The organism is Kordiimonas sp. SCSIO 12603, assembly GCF_024398035.1.
Taxonomy (GTDB): domain Bacteria; phylum Pseudomonadota; class Alphaproteobacteria; order Sphingomonadales; family Kordiimonadaceae; genus Kordiimonas.
Genome location: NZ_CP073748.1, coordinates 109,163 through 126,365, shown reverse-complemented (window position 1 = coordinate 126,365; position 17,203 = coordinate 109,163). Strand labels below are relative to the sequence as shown.

Here is a 17,203-nt window from a genome sequence, read left to right as displayed (position 1 = left end):
CTGATGCCTCAGTAATTACCGCATATTTGCGGCGTTGTATGGCGAGATGTGAGATCGGTTGCAAAACCATAATATCCCACCACCATAGCAAATGAGACCAGACCACATTCCGCCGCTTCATTCTGACGAATGATTGGTAGTCGTGACTTGTTTGACAAGTTGAGCGGAAGCCTCAGTTTACGGGAGCACGTTATCGATACCCGGGCCACCGCTACCAATGTTATCAGTATTAAAGTCTGGTGCATGTGGTGGGTTGCTATCAGCATTACCTAAACCGGCAATAAGGTCAGCTAACTGCTCCGGGGTGATACAGCCAACATTTGCGTATGAAGAGCCATCTACTAATCCGTGAGGGCAACCACCAACTACTTTGCTCATTTCATCAATTTTCATTTCTTCTATTTTCATTTTTATGCTCCTTAATATTGATACTAGGCAGTTTTGCCTTTGTTATATGAGGCTGACGCCTCTATCTGGTTTCAGAGAAACCAAATTCCTTACTTGTTTGAAGTTCCTATTGATTTCAAAGGTTCCAGAAGCCATTCAAGGAAACTTCGTCGTTCAAGAATGATGTTCGCTTGTAAGGTCATGCCGCCCTGCAAATTGATTGACTGTTCACCTGTTACAATTTGATCAGATTTCAGATTGGCAACCACCCGGTACACAGGTTCTTGAATCTCAAAGGGAGCGAGTGTTTCCGTTGGGGAAAGAATTGTTTCCGTGACACTTTTTAATGTTGCAGCATGGCTGCCAAAGCGTTGGTAGGGGAAGGCATCATAGAGTAACTGAACTTCCTGCCCTTCTTTTACAAAGCCTGCTGCGCGGCTGGGCACGAACAATTCAGCTTCAAGGGTGCTGCCTTCCGGTAATATCGCTAGAAGAGGTTGGCCACCCTGTACAGATCTGCCTGCGTTCCTAATAGAGAGGCTTACAACTTTCCCCTTTACAGGGGATGTGATGGTATAGGCTTGTCTGCCTTCCAGTTCCGCTTTACGGCTATCGAGTTCAGATTTTTGATTTGCCAGACGGGTAATACGTTGTTGGCTTTCTGTGGAAACCTGATTTAAACGGATTTGTAGCTGCTCATTGCGGGCATTTGCTTCAACAAGTTCTTGCTCCCGTAACTGTTCCTGTGCTTGTTGTGCCAACCATGTTTGATGGCGGCGCTCAGATTCAACCTTGCTGATGTATCCTTTGCCGAGAATTTCCTGAACATCCTTGTAGGCTGCTTCAGCGGACGCTGTGATTTTTCTTTGGATACCTAATTGCTGGTTTAAAGATTGAATGCGGAGCGTAAGCTCTTTTTGATCTGATGACAGTTTTGCCAGTTCAGATTCCAGCTGGTTTTCTTCAAGTGTGATTTGGGTATCAATCAAGGTGTATTGATGCTGAACAGCCGCGAGACCTCGATCAATAAAACTACTTCCATCCGCAGCATTAGGGGCAATTAAAATATCTACAAGGGCTTGCCCTTCTTCAACTAGATTGCCTTCTTTCACATAGAGATTTTGGAGAACACCAAATTGGCTTGCCTGTATTTTAACAAGGCCTTTTGAAGGGACGAGATAACCAGCAACTCTTTCGCTTCGTGCATATGAGCCTGTAAACAACAAAATCATTAACACTGTAACGATAGCAGCAATCAAAAGTGTAATTGTGGTGATAGGTATGGGCTGCGTTAGAAACACATCTCCGTGTACCTTCTGTTTTTGTGCATTTAGAGCTTCACTACGAAACACACTCAACCCCCACGATTGAATTTGACTTATTACTGACTAAACTTTGGATAGATTTAGTCGAATAAAACAATAAGTTGTCAACAAGGATGTGATCACAACTAATTGATTATTTAGTGCTTGCCTAGATTGTGGCAAAAATGTGGGAAGTTTTTGGAACAACTTATATAAGTTGTTGAAGCAATTGATTTAAATTTGTTTTAACTAAAATATCAATGAGATAAGCAATAACACCATAAAGTAGATGTTATTGCTTTTGGCTATTTGGGTAGAATTTGCTGATTCATTGCTTCGTCTTTTGCAGTATCGCTCATGATAAGCTCTGCAATAAGCGGACGGCTTAATGTACGTTCACTGTATGCGCTTAGGTTTTTATAGCCTGAAGCGTCAAGTTGAGCACGGTCCGATAAAACGAAAAACCATGTAAGATAAGCATCTGCTGCCGTGAAATGGTCGCCGAGCAAATATGGCTTGTCTGCCAGATGCCTGTCGAGAAATTCAAATCGCTGCGGGGCCAGACCTCGGATTCGGTCTTTCACGTCATCCGTTGCTTCGCCATAAAAAACGATACGGAAGATTTGTTTGTGCAGCTCTGTGGCGCAGAAACCAAGCCAGCGTATCATCTGGAAATAGTCTGGATGGGACGGGTCTATACGAAAAGAAGTGTTTTCTGATTGAGACTGAATCCACAAAATCGTAGCTGCAGTTTCAGTGATGATTGCACTGTTTTCTGGCTTGAGCACAGAAACTTGCCCAAGCGGGTTTATATCAAGAAATGAACCACCTGTTTCCAGCTCTTTGGTGCGCAAGTTCAGGTATTCAATATCAAGCGGTACGCCACCTTCAGCGGCTGCGAAACGAGCAGCTAGTGAGCAGGCGAGAGGCGCATGGTAAAGTGTTGCAGGCATGGGGTTTCCTTTCCTCTAACTCATTAACCTAAATAAGTTTTGGTGGAGATCACATTCGCGTATGCAAAACCGAGAGCTGACATATAGGCTGCGTGAACATCTTCCGCTTTCACGGTCTTGTTTTCAAACTCCAAATCGCGGGAGGCGCAGGCATCTTCAACCACTGTTACCTGATAGCCGTAATCTGCGGCTGCACGTGTGGCGGCATCAATGCACATGTGGCTCATGGCACCGATAATGGTTATTTCTTCAATACCTTTTTCATCAAGGAGTTCTTTAAGATTGGTGTCGCGGAAAGCATTTACCTGATGCTTGAGAACTGTTGTCTCTCCGTCCATTGGCTTCAGCGTTTCATGAATGTTGGCACCTTCGCTTCCAGGAGCAAAGAAAGGTGGGTTTTCCATCAGAAATTCATGATGCACATGGAAAACAGGGAGGTTCTTTTCCCGAGCATTAGAAAGAATTTTTACAGCGTTTTCAGAAGCTTGTTCGATACCGTGTAGTTCCCATTTTCCGCCGGGATAATAATCATTTTGCAGATCGATAATGATGAGGGCTTGATTGCTCATTTCAGGGTCTCCTTATTGCTTGAAAGCTAAAATAAGAAGCCTGAGATGATTTGAGGATTGGCATATGTGACATATTTCATGCTAAATGTGCCATATGGTGGCATCATCTGACATTCATATTGGTATTTTTAAATATCCCGGGGCACAAAATGCGGCGGTTTATGGGCTTTTGGATCTGTTTGAAACGGCTGAGAGACTTCATAGCGAGGCTGGGCACACTAATGGGCACAGACCCCTGAAAATAGAGGTTTTGACCGAACTGTGTGCCCAAAAGTGTGCCCCTTTGTCTGCCCTTATCCTGCCGCCAAGTTTGCATGGAGATATTCTCAGTACCGCTGGTATATTCAAAGCTGATCTTCAGAAGTTATATGGCGACGGTGTTTTAATGTGTTCGGTATGTGCTGGTGCTTTCCTGCTTGCTGAAGCAGGTTTGCTTGATGGGCGTACAGCTACCACCCATTGGGATTTGGCAAACCAATTTGAAAGCAGCTACCCTGATGTTGAACTGAATGTTGAGCGCATGCTGGTGGATGACGGCGACCTTATCACCGCTGGCGGCGTTATGGCATGGATTGATTTGGGGCTTAAGCTGGTAGATAGGTTTTTAGGACCAGCCATTATGCTCAAAACGGCGAAATTTTTATTGGTTGATCCCGGTGAAAGAGAACAACGTTTTTATAGTGTTTTTTCGCCTTCTCTGTCTCACGGCGATAGTGCAGTTCTAAAAGTACAGCAGTGGCTCCAGTCTGGGTTTGCGGAGGCAGTTACAGTGAAGGAAATGACAGAGTTTTCCGGCTTGTCTGGTCGCACCTTCATACGCCGTTTTCAGCAGGCCACAGGCTTTAGTCCATCTGAGTATTTGCAGCACCTTAGAATCGGGAAAGCGAGAGAATTGATGGAACTTACGAGCCAAAGTGTAGATCAGATCGCGTGGCAGGTGGGTTACCAGGACCCGGGCGCATTTCGCCGGATATTCCATAAGGTAATGGGATTAACGCCGAGAGATTACCGGGCACGTTTTGCCATCTCTTCGGGGGCGTGAGTATTAGGGGAGTGACGGTGTTGGTGTGGCCGCTTTTCTGAAGAACCATGCGGCTACCAGCCAAATAGCTATGAACCCGGCTGATAAAATGAATATCTGCCCCAAGCCTGCCAGATATACTGTAAGAGCTATCGCTGCTTGTAAGAGAGCGGTGGCAATAAGTGTGTAGCTCATCCCCGTAGGTTTGAAACGGCTAATCAAGGCACCAACCACTGCAGCGATAGGTATACCAAAATATACCAGATTGGCCGGATTACCTTCATTGCCAATAATCCCAACAGCAAGGTTTACCCAAACCAAGAGCAAAAAACTGAGGGCTGATAAACCTGCGGCAATACGGTAGTAATATTGTCTGGATTTCAAGATCATAAATTCATAGGTGCAGAGAGCACCAGCAATGAGAATAGCGGCTACCATAAAATCACCCGCATTCCAGTTTACTTCAGTTGTGAACTGCATGGCTACAAGTGGCACGGAAAGCAATATCATCGTTATCACGAAAATACGTTGAGCAGCTGAACGGTGTTTCATCTGATGGCCTTTAATCCCTGTGTGCGACACCGATAGAGTATCGCACACTATGAGAATTCCGGCAAACCAGCCCGACCGATTGACCGTTATGGTGCTTTAGTCTTGTTTTATCCCGTCTATTTTTTTGATTATAGGTGGGCAACTTAAGTCTGCTTGCGGCGGTACAAGCCCTATTTTGTTGATAGTGAAAGCAAAGGGTTTATCGGTACCAACACGCCATAGTGTTTCCAGCTTTTCCATATTAGCACCTGCAGCGCGGAAACATTTGAGAGGTACGTTGATGTTGACCCATTCTCCAGTAGTGAAGTTTGATAGGCGCTCCGCGATATCAACGCCGCCAAAACATTCGTTGCCGCAGCCCATGCCCAGATAAACGGGGCCCTCTGGTTTGCTGTCTACCCGAATAGTCATGCCAAGCTGCATATCGCCATTGGTTTCGCGACTTAAGTCAAGTGTATCAAAGATTTTGAGCATTGCTGCGGCTTGGGCTTGGCCTGAGAAGCTGATACGGCGTGCATCTTCCTGCACATTGCGGTCTACCAATTCTACCGCGATCTGTTCCGCAGCTTTAAGCTCACCACCATTGTTCGCAATCTCCAGGCTCCAAGCTGGTTCTGCTGTTACAAAAAGCTTGTACGGTGACACGACGCCATCATTGAAGAAGTAATCGCTGTTAGCCGTTTCCGGCACTGCAAATTCTTCCAGGATAGGGAGGTTTTTGCTGTCTGTATATGAGAGACCGTATCCATAAACAAAGAGCGGCGCATAGTGTTCATCACCCACGTTCAGAGGGCCTTGATCAGCTCTTTCAGGCCAGGAGAAGCTTAGTTTTCCCTTGAAATCATGGGAAGGATTTCCGTCTTGGCCTGAAAGAATAACGTCACCAACGCCTGCGCCTTGTGAGCCCGGCAGCCATGCCGCTACGAAGGCATCTGAAGCATTCAGCTCAGGCGTTGTATAAAGAGGTCGACCGCTCAGGAACACGGCAACAGTTTTAATACCCGCTGCCTGATATTTCCTGAGCAGCTCAACCTCGTTGTTTTTACTGGAACCATATGCCAGATAATCCCGGTCGCCCTGAAATTCGGCATAAGGGTTTTCGCCAAATATTATGATAGCGACGTCAGGCTTTTCGGCATAAGAACCGTCGGCACTCAAGGTAGCTTTACTACCGTTATTGTCAGCTGCTTCTTTAATGCCGTCCCAGATGGATGTGCCGCCCGGGAAATCGCTGTTCTGGTTATCGTTACCCTGCCAGGAAAGGGTCCAGCCGCCGGATTGCTTACCGATGTTATCTGCTCCGTCGCCAGTTACAAGAATTGTACTGTTTGGCTTGATAGGTAGAAGACCATCGTTATTTTTCAGAAGAACAAGGCTTTCTCTTACTGCTTGTCGTGCTAAGGCGCGGTGGTCTGCATGCCCAAGAACTTCGGTTTTTGCGGCGAGTGCCCGACTTGAAGGTTTGCCACCATCAAAAAGGCCTGCGCGAATTTTTACTCTGAGGATACGGCGCACTGCATCATCAAGGCGTTCCAGCGGAATAGTACCATCTTTCACTTGTGCAACGGTGTTATGATAAAGCGCTTTCCAGTCTTCCGGCACCATCACCATATCAAGGCCAGCGTTATAGGTCTCAGGGCAGTTTTCGTTAGTGCAGCCCTGTACTTGTCCGTGGCCGTTCCAATCCCCAACAATGAAACCGTCAAAATCCATTTGGCCCTTCAGTACATCAGTAAGCAGCATTTTCCTGCCATGCATTTTCCTGCCGTTCCAGCCGCTGAAGGATGCCATTACAGTCTGAACCCCAGCATCAAGTGCTGTCACATAGCCGGCAGCATGGATATCCCGGAGGGTTTCTTCATTGTCAATATTATCGCCCTGGTCTTTGCCGCCATCAGTGCCGCCATCTCCAAGGAAATGCTTAGCAGATGCAATCACATGATCGCCGGTAAGGAATGTATCAGTGTTGGCCGCACCCTGAATGCCTTCCACCATGGCTTTCGCATAGTCTGCAACAATTTGGGGGTGCTCGGAGTAGCTTTCATAGGTGCGACCCCACCGATCATCCCGCACGACCGCAAGGGTGGGCGCGAAGGACCATTCCTGCCCTGTTACACGCACTTCACGTGCTGTAGCATGGCCAATCTGGCGAATAAGATTTGGGTTCCGCGCTGCTCCCAACCCAATATTGTGCGGGAAAATAGTAGCGCCTTTAACATTATTATGGCCGTGCACTGCATCTGTTCCCCACAAAATAGGAATGGCAATGCCGCCTTCTGATGTGTCCATGGACGCATCGTAGAATTCATCTGCAAGGCGTAGCCAGTCTTCTGGTGTGGCAATCTTCTTTCCATATGGTTGAGAGCCGCCGCCATTTAGTACTGAACCGAGCCTGTATTTTCTTACGTCTTCAGGGGTTAGGTGCCTAAGTTCACCCTGAATGGTTTGGCCTACTTTATCTTCAATAGACATTTTCGCCATGATTACACTGATACGGTCTTCAAGTGCTTGATCATGTTTGATTGGCGAAGTGAGTTTAGGCCAGACTTCAGGGTGTATTTCTTGCATTTGATCAACTGTGGCATCTGCTTTACTCAAGTGTGCCGAAGCTGCTACGCTGAGTGCCAAGATGGATGCTGCTTTAAAGAGTGTGTGTGTTTGCAACATGCTTTTAATCCCTGAAAATTTAACTCTATCACTGAGATAGTCGTTGTTAAGCGGATAAAAAAAGGGAGAGATAAAAATCTCTCCCTAGGAAACCCTTAAATCCGTGAGAGGAGGATGTTAAGGGGGTGGGCCGGCCCCGCTCGATACAGTGGCCCACGTCTCTGAGTTTTTAGAAAGAAGTGCGGATGCGTACGCCCGCAGTTCTTGGAAGGTTAAGGAACCTAAGGTTCAGGTTCGGACCCTGGATAGACTTTGTTGAAGCATCAATATTGAAGAGGTTAGTGATATAACCTTCAACACGAACGCCGTTTTCAAAGCTGTAACCAGCGTTTACGTTAACCTGAACATAGCCATCTTGTTCGTCAGCAAAACCAAGGCTCGCTGCATCACCTACTGTACCGTCGCGGAACTGAATGTCCTGCTGGTTAAACGGAGTTAGGTGATAGCTAGAGCGGTAGTTTGCCAGAACGAGCCAGTCGAAGCTGTCAGCGCCAAGATCAATTGTTTGTCCGAGGCGAAGAATTGCTGTGAACTTCGATGCAAGCGCAAGACGGTTACCAGACAGGTCAGCTTCTGGTGTATTAGCGAAGTTGCCGAAATCCTGAGCACGGAAATCAGAAACAACACCGTCTTTAATCTCTGTATCCAGATACAGAAGATTTGCACCAAAGTTGAAGCCATTACCCAGTTCAATCGCTGATTCTACTTCGATACCAAGAACTGTACTGTCAGAGATGTTCACATTCTGCTGTGAAAGGCCAACGTTTGAACCTTCACCGCCGAGTGATACCTGCGTAGGAAGCACTAGATCATCATAGAGATAGTAGAAAGCGGAAGCATTCAAGATTGCGCGGTGACCGTTCAGATCAAACACATTCTTCGTACCAAGTTCGAACGATGTTACTTTTTCATTATCGAAAGTAATACCGTTTAGAACACCGCCATCAGGGCCCGGAAGGCTATCGTTAAAGCCACCAGATTTATGAGCTGTAGTTACGGAACCATATAGAAGGCCATCTTCACCATAGTCATATTCGAAGCCAACACGCCAATCGAGGAAATCAGCCTCAAATGTACCTTCCTGGCGGCCAGGAGTGGTTACAGTAAGGAAGCTGAATGTATTATCTGGCCCACACACAACGAACCCGTTATCGATACGTTCATCGTTCACTGGGCTGTCTAGACATGCACCTGCATTGTTGCCGCCAGCGTTGATGATTGCCTGAAGCTGATCATCAAGAGTATCGCGGAAGCCAAAGCTTGTTACACCATCCAGAAGGAACTGCGCCTGATCAACAGGGTTACCGTTGGTCGGTGGTGTAAGCGACGGGCGATCAAGGAATGCTGGTACAAAACCAGGTGTTGAGAAACGTGCACTAAAGCAACAAGCGAAGCCATCACCACCAGCGATAAGAGCATAGTTACCGCCAACACCAACACGTGATTTCTCTTCATCAGTGTAGCGCAGGCCACCCTTGATGCGGAAGTTATCAGTGAGGGCGTATGTAATATCTGCAAAAGCAGCTTTAGAATTACTGTCTGTTACTGTTGTAAACTCTACGCCAGAGAAACAACAGAAGCCGTTGTCCGCTGTTGAGAAGAAGCCTGTATCCTGATCTTCGTTGAAGTAGAAAAGGCCACCAGAGAATTGTAAGCGAGAATCTTCATCGTTAGATGAGAAGAACAGTTCATGTACGCTTGATTTGGAATTTGTATCCCAGAAAACGTTACCGAAGTTATCGTAATCAACAGCTGCCAGATCGCGGCCAGGGAAGGCGATACCATCTGTTTGTGCGTTGATTTGTTCAAAATCAACGATGCGGCGGCTGCCAGAATAAGTAACAGTTACACCATCAAATTCGTATGAGATCTGTGCCTGAAAACCGTAGTTTTGGCTATCAAGTTCACCTTGCCAGCCGCGGTTAACTGTGTCGCGAGCATCCAGATCATCGAAATCAAACCCGGCTTGGAAAGCGGTGAATAGGTTTGCGCCAGGATAACCTGTACCACCTTCTTTACCATAATCAGCCATCAGGAATACGGATAGGCGATCATTTGGTTCCCAAAGGCCAGAGAGACGGAAAGCAACCTCATCTTCAACACCGGCTGGTGTCAGGTTCTGATCAAGGCCAGCATTGTTGAAGTATGAATCGTGATACTCGGTGAATGCAGATGCTCTTACCGCGAAAGTATCACCAACTGGTAGGTTGATAGCACCCTGGAATTCGCGAGAATCGAAATTGCCGAGTGCACCTTCGATATAGCCTTCCACTTCACCCAGAACCGGGCGTTTTGTGATAAGGTTGATCGAGCCTGCTACGGCGTTACGGCCGCGTGTTGTACCCTGCGGGCCTTTGTTTACTTCAACGCGTTCCAGATCATAGAACATAGCGCCAAGCCCGCGTGGTCGAGGGATATATACACCGTTGATATGTGTTGCGGCAGATGGATCACCAAGCTCAGTGTTGTTGGATGTACCAACACCACGGATAAAGATTTCAATGTTACCTTCCTGGTTGGAGATGTTAACTCCCGGAATGGCAACGGTCAGGTTTCTTAGTTCTGATCCGATCCCTAGTTTCTTCAGGTCTTCCTGGCTGAACGCTTGTGCCAAGCTGGCCACATCCTGAAGGGACTGCGCTCTACGATCAACGGTAATGATGATCTCTTCGAGTTCCTCTGGGGCGTCAGTTGAAGCCTGTTGCACCCCGTGGGACGGGGTCGCGATGCCAGCTGTAGCAATCGCTGCTGCAGCCAGTAGGTTTGTTGTTTTCATAATTTCCTCCCGTTCCTCGCATCCGCATATCTGTTTCAGGCATACGGTGGCGAAGTGTCTAAACGGTAGGTAGTGGGGATAGACTTGTCAAATATTATCTGAAAGCGATTTCATAAATATTAAGTAATTGAAATTTATAGATAAAATATTATACATAAGTGTTTCTGAAAATATTTTCAGAAAATAATGTGCAAAAATGCATCAGTTTTGAGTGTGAAAATTAGGTTGTGAGTTGTTGCGCTATTTTTTGATGCTCAGTTTCGTAAGCAGGGTAAAATTGCGCCATAATAGCTGATAGAATGATTGTGGCTGCTGGAATGATTGCTACGATAAGCGCGATTTTCTCAAGGTTTAGAGCGGATTCTACAGAAGGTGACGCCCATTCCATCAAGATACCCAAAGCAAAGGATGCAGCAGCTATCGTGAGTTTTTGGAATGCTGAGACAATGCCGATAATACTCGATTCGAGTCGTACACCTGTTCGGTGCTCTCCGAATTCCACCGTATCTGGAATCATAGTCCAGATTGAAATGCCGTAGAGACTGCTACCAAATCCGGTAACTGTATAGGCCGTGACAGCAAGCACGGGTGAGGATGGCATAGAAGCTAGTGTGAACAATCCCAAGCAAGTGATAAATGTACCAAGTACCCAGGTATATTTCTTACCCAAGTAGTTGTTGGCCCAGGACCAAAGCGGGATAGCGATCAGCGCAATGCCAATAAATCCTGCTTGTGCGTACCCAGCATATTGAGGCATCTCCAGAGCATATTCAAAATAGTGAATAATAGTTGCCATTATAAAGCTCAGGCCAAAGGTAACGCCTGCAATCATAGAAATCAGGATGAGTGCAGCTCGGTTTTTTCGAAATGCAGTAAATGTGTGTTTCAGTGGAATCGTCTGTCGAGCGCTTATAGGGGCAGTAACCTTAATCGCTTGCTTTGTAGTGTGGTAAAACAGGAGAAATCCCAGAAATGCAATGGCTGAGCATATGCCGACCGCGCTGGAAAAGCTTTTAGCGTTTACCCCTAAATCTTGTGCAGCAGTTAGAATAACAATAACGCTCATACCTCCCAGAAAGCCAAAATACATTCGGATTCCCGCAAGTTTATTTCTTTCGCGTGTATCGCTTGTTAGCTGGATAGTGAGTGAAGAATAAGGAATTGATATGAGCGTATATAGTGTCCTGAATAAGAGCAGCACAAGGAGACATGTTATAAAGCTACTATATTCTGGATCTAGTAGCTGTGGAGCACTGAAGAGTAATGTAAAACTCAGGCAAAGCGGCAGAGCCGTGTATTTGATGATTTTCAGATAGGGGTTATCAGTTTTAAGGCGTTCAGCAAAATATCCGGTTAGAGGGTCAGTGATTAAATCCCATAGAATACTAAGGCTGATAAGAAGCCCTGCATCATAAGGGCTGAAACCGCTGATTTCCGTTAAAAAGTAAAATAAAAACAAGGCTGTGCCTTGCCAAAAGATATTGAGGGAATAGTCACCGAGGCCATATCCAAGCCGCGTTTTCCAGGGGAGTTTATTTGAGTTCTGCAAAATTTTTCCCATGTAGAAAATACTGATTTTTATTGACTTTCCTCTAAACTACACCTCTAAGCTAAGCATAAATGAAAGCGTTTTCATAGAGTTTTGATCCATAGTTTGGCTGGAAAGTATATTGTCAAAAATCACCATCACAGATGTAGCGCGTAAAGCTGGTGTATCAGTTTCAACGGTTTCCCGTGTTTTGAACGATGAAAAATACGTCAAAGCGGAAAAGAAGGATGCTGTGCTTCAGGCAGTGGCTGCGCTCAATTATAAACCTAATCTTTATGCGCGGTCGCTGGGTGGTGAAAAATCTTTTTTGATAGGCCTTTTGTTTGATGATCCAAGTGGTGGGTATCTGTCTGATATGCAGCGCGGTGCAATGAAGGCTTGCCAGCGTGCCGGATACCACTTGGTGGTGGAACTGTTTAATCAGGATAATAAAGAGGGGATAGACCGTTTCCTCGATACTTTGAGCCTGCAGGGCGTTATCCTGGCGCCACCTGTGTGTGACAATCCGCAAGTGCTGGATGCGCTGGCTAAACGTAATATCCCTGTGGTTCGTATTTCACCTAGTGAAGATTATGAAGGTACAGCCTCAATTGGTATCGATAACTATAAGGCAGCCTCTATTCTTGTGAATTATCTGATTTCTCTGGGGCACAGCAAGATTGGGTTTATCAAAGGTGATCCTGACCACGCTGATGCTATTGAGCGGCATCAGGCTTTCACAGATAGTATGAAAAAACATAGCTTAACCATTAACCCGGAATGGACGCGGGTTGGGAATTATACATTTGAAAGCGGCCTTAACTGTGCCATCGGTATTTTAAGCAACCCTGATAGGCCTACTGCTATCTTTGCATCAAATGATGAAATGGCCGCGAGCGTTATTACCATAGCCAATAAGTTCGGGATCAGAGTGCCGGAAGATCTATCAATCGTAGGGTTTGATGATCTTGCAATTGCGACACTTATATCTCCAAGCCTCACTACTATTCATCAGCCCGTAGAGAAAATGGCTGAACTTGCGGTGGAGCGTATTCTCGATCTCAGAAATTCAGATGATGAAGAGTTTTACGAGCCGCAAATTCTAGAATCTGAATTTGTTATGCGGCGTTCAACAACAAATGCGCCGGTAATAGGGTCTAAATAGAGGAACGCGACCCAAAATCTTTTATAAAAGATATGGTAGCATCAATATGCTGCTTGGCTTTGCTGAAGATATTTTGTCGCCACTTAGGATCATTTGGATAGAAGAAGTCTTTTAGTTCATCTTTGATCCTCCGGCCTGTGGCTGAACGAAGGTCCCCGTGATGAATAAGCCAGTTATCTTCAATTTGCAGACGCATAAGGTCCTCTACCGAGGATGTGCCAAACTCCAGTGCTACAGGGATATTGAGTGCGTTCGGGAATGCTTGTTCGAACGCGTAAAAGGTGTCTCCCTTTGTTTTGTAAGGAAGTGCGCCTTCTTCAGAAATTGAAACCAGCTTCTCTCTATATATCTGTTGGGCAAGGTGAAGAGCGGTGGAATTTTGCGGGCTGTTGTTAATAATAATATCTTCACCGTATTCACCAAGGCCAGTGTGGATATCTATAGCTGTTACCAGTTCCGCAGTTCTCTGAAAATCCTCCAAAATCTTATAAAACATCCGGCGTGACCAACTTGGTTTCCAGCCGCCAAAGCCAATACCGTTTGCATGGGTGTATTGGCCTTGAAAGAGCGCAACGTGATAGGCCTGCAGGCCATGGGCATCAATGAAGCGGGTGATGCGCTTCGGTACAGTAGGGTTTTCGGTACCGTCTATAAACAGGTTGGGGATGCATACCTTATCATGCAGCAGGTCGTAATAAAGATTGCCGGGGGATGTTGCTGCAAAGTCTATAAAGTTGCGGTTTAGGTCGATATTATCTTCATTTTGGCGTCGGGCATGAACCATTCCCCAAGGGTTAAGGGCATGAATAAAGCAAAGGGCAATATCGCTGATATTATAGTTCTCAAGCTGATCTATAATGCCCGTTTGAATGCCCGAACCTGCAAGCCCTTCAAGGCCGTGTGTACCAGAGTTTATAACCATCAATCTGGAAGCATTTAAATCGCCAGCGATAGCGACATCTATTGCAAAATCACGATCTGATTTTACACTTTCTGGATGGAGGAAGCTTTTGATTTGAAGATTTTGCTGTGAAGCGGCCTTTAAGAACTTTTTACGGGCTGAAAAATAGTCCTGCGAAAAATACTGTTCATGTGGATAAGCCATAACAAAAGCCTTTCAGAAACATCCTGAAACCAAGAAAACGAAATAGAAAGAAGTTGGAGCTTTAACCTGAAGGCAGCTTAAGCTCGAAAAATCTTGTGATTGTCTGAACAAGATCATCGGGGACATCTTGCTCAAGCAGATGGCCACCTTCTTTAAATAGCGCCAGGTGTTTTCGCTCTGCTGCCAATAGATTAAGTGTTTCTTCCGCAAGTGCTGGTGGGAAAATCACATCCTTTTCGCCGTGAAGGAGCAGGGTGGGTACATTGATTTTCTTTAAGTCTTCCGAGAAATCACATTGGTACATCTCACCACTCTTTCGGAAGAAATGCATCATCACTTCAGGTCTGGGGGGGATACGAGCCATCGCTTCAGCGTCTATGCCTTTATAGGCATAATATTGCAGGCAGGTTTCAAAGTATTTTTCAACCACGCCGGGACGTTCGGCGTCCGTGAAAAAATCGCTGGCTGCTGCTGAAGCGTGCATGCCGCCTGCAAGCAGGATTTGCTCAAGTGTAGCTTCAATTTGTGGTTTGTAGGTGGTAGCCATCAAAACCAACCCACTCAATAAGTCTGGATATTTTGCGGCAAAGCGCTGTGCTACAAAACCGCCAAAGGACGTACCGAGTACAATGGGTTTCTGAAGATCAAGCGTTTCAATAACGCCAGCCACATCATCGGCCCACTGGTCCATATGCCAGTGTGATTTTGGGCCATCTTCGCTTCTGCCGGAACCTCTGTGATCATACATCACTAGTTGAGCATGCTCAGAAAGGGGTTCGAAAGCAGGGCGGAAGACAGAGTGATCCAATCCGGGGCCACCATGCAGCAGCAGAATTGTTGGACGTTCTATAGTTTCATCACCACGGAAACCAAGTTTTGCCCCAACAGTTTCTACAAACAGTTTCACACCGTTGACCTGAATATACATCACTCTACTCCCTTAACGTTACCAATGACTAAAACTGATAACTTACTCTGAAACCGGCTTTGCGAGGTGGTAAGACAACTGAAAATGGTCTTGGTTCCTCGAAGAAGAATGCGTTGAAGACGCGGGTTTCAATAAAGTCGTTGGTAACGTTATCAACAAACAGTTCAAACCGCCAATCATCAGCCACGATTGCAGCGCTTAGGTCGATCACGTCATAAGATTCCACAGGGAACTGTAGGTCGATATCTACTCCACTGCCTGAAAGAATATCATCCACATAGCGGTATTTTGCGGATAGATCGAGTTCACCCCAAGTCCCGAGTGGGATGGTATAGGTACCGTAAGCTTGCAGGGTCCATTCAGGGACGAAAGGTAGTTTTTCGCCAGAACGATCCGCACCAACAGTATCAATATATTCACGGAATTCCGCGTTTACATACCCGGCGCTTACCCCGAATTCAAAATTGGATGTTGGGCGTGCTGTGATATTGGCTTCAAACCCGCGAGAGCGGCTGCGGCCTGCGTTATCCACAGAAGCTACCGGAAGGTTTGGATCATTATTGATGAATACCAACGTTGTTACCTGTTGGTCTGTAATATCAATCTGGAACAGAGACAGATCAAAGTTTACAAGCCCATCTGCAAGTTTACCTTTTAAGCCAAATTCATAGTTGTCTGATGTTTCTGACTGGAAAGAAAAATTAGTAACTGCGGTGGCCGGTGCTGCGGGAAAACCACCGGCACGGAAGCCACGAGCATACCGAACGTATGCTGATAAATCGTCACTGATATTATAGCGAAGCGACGCAGCAGGGGAGAAATTGCTATCGCTTACTGTACCAGTGCCTACTTCATCCACAGCCAGGCCAATAAGGGGGGCCGTAAAATCGAGAGTGATTTCAGAATCTACGCTTTCATCGGCATAGCGAACACCCGCTTGCAGTTCCAGCCTGTCGGTGATTTCCCATACCGCATCGGCGAACAAGGCAAAGCCCTTGCGGTCCAGCTTTTGATCTTGCGCGTCAACAAGCAGGGAGCCAAAGATAAGGTCCTGAAACTGAATACGGCGGCGTGTCTCTGAATTTTCAGAAAATGCATATCCACCGATAATCCAGTTCACCTGATCATCAAAGGTGCCAGATAGGCGAATTTCCTGTGAGATGATTTCTTGTGAACTTTGAAGATCTTGAAAATTGGGGCCGCGTTCCGGGGACCCGTCAAAATCGAAAGGCAGTTCACTGGATACATGGCGGTATGCGGAAATAAGCGTGAGATCCACATTTTCGAACCCATAATCAATATTTAATGCGCCGCCATAATTTTCATATTCAGCATCGATCTGAAAATCACTGCGCACAATAAATTCTTCGGTACCGCGCGGCACGCCAGGGTGACCATCAAGGCCTTTTCTGTATGAACCATCTACAGCAAGATTTACATCAAGCCTTGAATTTGGCTTGTAGCGTAGCGCCCCCCGGCCCGAGAATTTGCTGCCATCGTTTGCAGAAACTGATCTGCCGTTGCCGTTGGCGCCATTCTGGTTTGCGAGCACCGGGTTTTCCAGGTAACCGTCTGTGCGGGACACATCAATAGCCGCGCTACCAAACCAGTTTTCGCTGATCTGACCAGAGATAGCACCCTGAGCACGTACGGTTTCAAATTCATCTACCGTAAAAGCTACCTTACCTGTTGTTTCTTCATCTGGGCGTTTGAGCACGATATTAAGCGCACCACCTTGTGTGTTCCGGCCGAACAATGTGCTTTGCGGTCCTCGGAGTACCTCAATTCGCTCCACGTCAAGGAAGCCAATATCAAAAGAAAGGGCTGGTACAAAAGCGCCGTCAACAAAGGTGCCTACAGCAGGCGCACCGGCACTTTGGGAGCCAACACCCCGGATAACGATATTCAGGAAATCGTTGCCGGGAGAAAGCAGGTTTGAGCTTAATGATAAGTTGGGCACTCTGCCGATCAGGTTTTCGACGTTATCAATACGTTCATTCTCAAGCTTGTCGCCGGTGATTGCCTGCACCGAGAGTGGTACTTCTTGCAGGCTTTCCTGACGTTTCCGCGCAGAAATCACAATATTTTCGATAACAAGACCTGAATCAGATGTGGCGGTATCATCTTGATCTTGAGCATACAGCGGCTGAGGGGACATCGCTAATGTTGATAAACATATGCCGCTCAAGAGCTGTTTCTTTGATGCAGAGAAATTCCTACCTTTAATTTTAAACACTGCTTCCTCCCT

General features: G+C 46.3%; 14 protein-coding genes. 2 read left to right on the top strand and 12 right to left on the bottom strand.

Annotated features, from left to right (window positions below; all coding sequences use genetic code 11):
* Positions 1-8: 8 nt before the first annotated feature.
* From KFE96_RS18225 to KFE96_RS00460, 5 genes are all read right to left on the bottom strand, one after another.
* Positions 9-245 carry a cysteine peptidase family C39 domain-containing protein gene (locus tag KFE96_RS18225; RefSeq protein WP_370650526.1) on the bottom strand — a complete coding sequence of 79 codons (237 nt, stop codon included), beginning with the start codon at positions 243-245 and terminating at the stop codon, positions 9-11.
* Positions 178-408, bottom strand: coding sequence for a hypothetical protein (locus tag KFE96_RS00475; protein ID WP_255834055.1), 231 nt, complete (start codon positions 406-408; stop codon positions 178-180). The genes KFE96_RS18225 and KFE96_RS00475 overlap by 68 nt, the downstream gene beginning before the upstream one ends.
* Before the next feature lie 89 nt (positions 409-497).
* Positions 498-1,739 carry an HlyD family efflux transporter periplasmic adaptor subunit gene (locus KFE96_RS00470; RefSeq protein ID WP_255834054.1) on the bottom strand — a complete coding sequence of 414 codons (1,242 nt, stop codon included), beginning with the start codon at positions 1,737-1,739 and terminating at the stop codon, positions 498-500.
* A gap of 257 nt (positions 1,740-1,996) precedes the next feature.
* Complete coding sequence (locus KFE96_RS00465) at positions 1,997-2,644, bottom strand: glutathione S-transferase C-terminal domain-containing protein (protein ID WP_255834053.1); 648 nt, start codon at positions 2,642-2,644, stop codon at positions 1,997-1,999.
* A 23-nt stretch (positions 2,645-2,667) separates the two neighbouring features.
* Positions 2,668-3,213 carry a cysteine hydrolase family protein gene (locus KFE96_RS00460; protein WP_255834052.1) on the bottom strand — a complete coding sequence of 182 codons (546 nt, stop codon included), beginning with the start codon at positions 3,211-3,213 and terminating at the stop codon, positions 2,668-2,670.
* Positions 3,214-3,496: 283 nt separating this feature from the next.
* On the opposite strand from KFE96_RS00460, the gene KFE96_RS00455 reads away from it, so the two are divergent.
* Positions 3,497-4,255 carry a GlxA family transcriptional regulator gene (locus tag KFE96_RS00455; RefSeq protein ID WP_255834051.1) on the top strand — a complete coding sequence of 253 codons (759 nt, stop codon included), beginning with the start codon at positions 3,497-3,499 and terminating at the stop codon, positions 4,253-4,255.
* Positions 4,256-4,258: 3 nt separating this feature from the next.
* Here the strand turns inward: KFE96_RS00455 and KFE96_RS00450 are convergent, their stop codons facing one another.
* The 4 genes from KFE96_RS00450 to KFE96_RS00435 form a co-directional block, all read right to left on the bottom strand.
* Positions 4,259-4,786 carry a hypothetical protein gene (locus KFE96_RS00450; RefSeq protein WP_255834050.1) on the bottom strand — a complete coding sequence of 176 codons (528 nt, stop codon included), beginning with the start codon at positions 4,784-4,786 and terminating at the stop codon, positions 4,259-4,261.
* Between the two features lie 96 nt (positions 4,787-4,882).
* Positions 4,883-7,453 carry an exo 1,3/1,4-beta-D-glucan glucohydrolase gene (locus KFE96_RS00445; RefSeq protein WP_255834049.1) on the bottom strand — a complete coding sequence of 857 codons (2,571 nt, stop codon included), beginning with the start codon at positions 7,451-7,453 and terminating at the stop codon, positions 4,883-4,885.
* 169 nt (positions 7,454-7,622) lie between these two features.
* On the bottom strand, positions 7,623-10,229 hold the full coding sequence (locus KFE96_RS00440; RefSeq protein ID WP_255834048.1) for a TonB-dependent receptor: 2,607 nt from the start codon (positions 10,227-10,229) through the stop codon (positions 7,623-7,625).
* 220 nt (positions 10,230-10,449) lie between these two features.
* Entirely contained in the window at positions 10,450-11,778 is a 1,329-nt protein-coding gene (locus tag KFE96_RS00435; RefSeq protein ID WP_255834047.1) for an MFS transporter, read from the bottom strand.
* A gap of 121 nt (positions 11,779-11,899) precedes the next feature.
* On the opposite strand from KFE96_RS00435, the gene KFE96_RS00430 reads away from it, so the two are divergent.
* A complete protein-coding gene (locus KFE96_RS00430) occupies positions 11,900-12,922 on the top strand; it encodes a LacI family DNA-binding transcriptional regulator (RefSeq protein ID WP_247017875.1) in 1,023 nt (340 codons plus the stop codon).
* Here KFE96_RS00430 and KFE96_RS00425 read toward each other — a convergent pair.
* The 3 genes from KFE96_RS00425 to KFE96_RS00415 form a co-directional block, all read right to left on the bottom strand.
* Positions 12,915-14,027 (bottom strand): DUF2817 domain-containing protein, encoded by a 1,113-nt coding sequence (locus KFE96_RS00425; RefSeq protein ID WP_255834046.1) that lies wholly within the window; start codon positions 14,025-14,027, stop codon positions 12,915-12,917. The genes KFE96_RS00430 and KFE96_RS00425 overlap by 8 nt on opposite strands.
* Positions 14,028-14,088: 61 nt before the next feature.
* Positions 14,089-14,955, bottom strand: coding sequence for an alpha/beta fold hydrolase (locus KFE96_RS00420; protein ID WP_255834044.1), 867 nt, complete (start codon positions 14,953-14,955; stop codon positions 14,089-14,091).
* A 28-nt stretch (positions 14,956-14,983) separates the two neighbouring features.
* Positions 14,984-17,191 (bottom strand): TonB-dependent receptor, encoded by a 2,208-nt coding sequence (locus tag KFE96_RS00415; RefSeq protein ID WP_255834043.1) that lies wholly within the window; start codon positions 17,189-17,191, stop codon positions 14,984-14,986.
* Positions 17,192-17,203 lie beyond the last annotated feature (12 nt).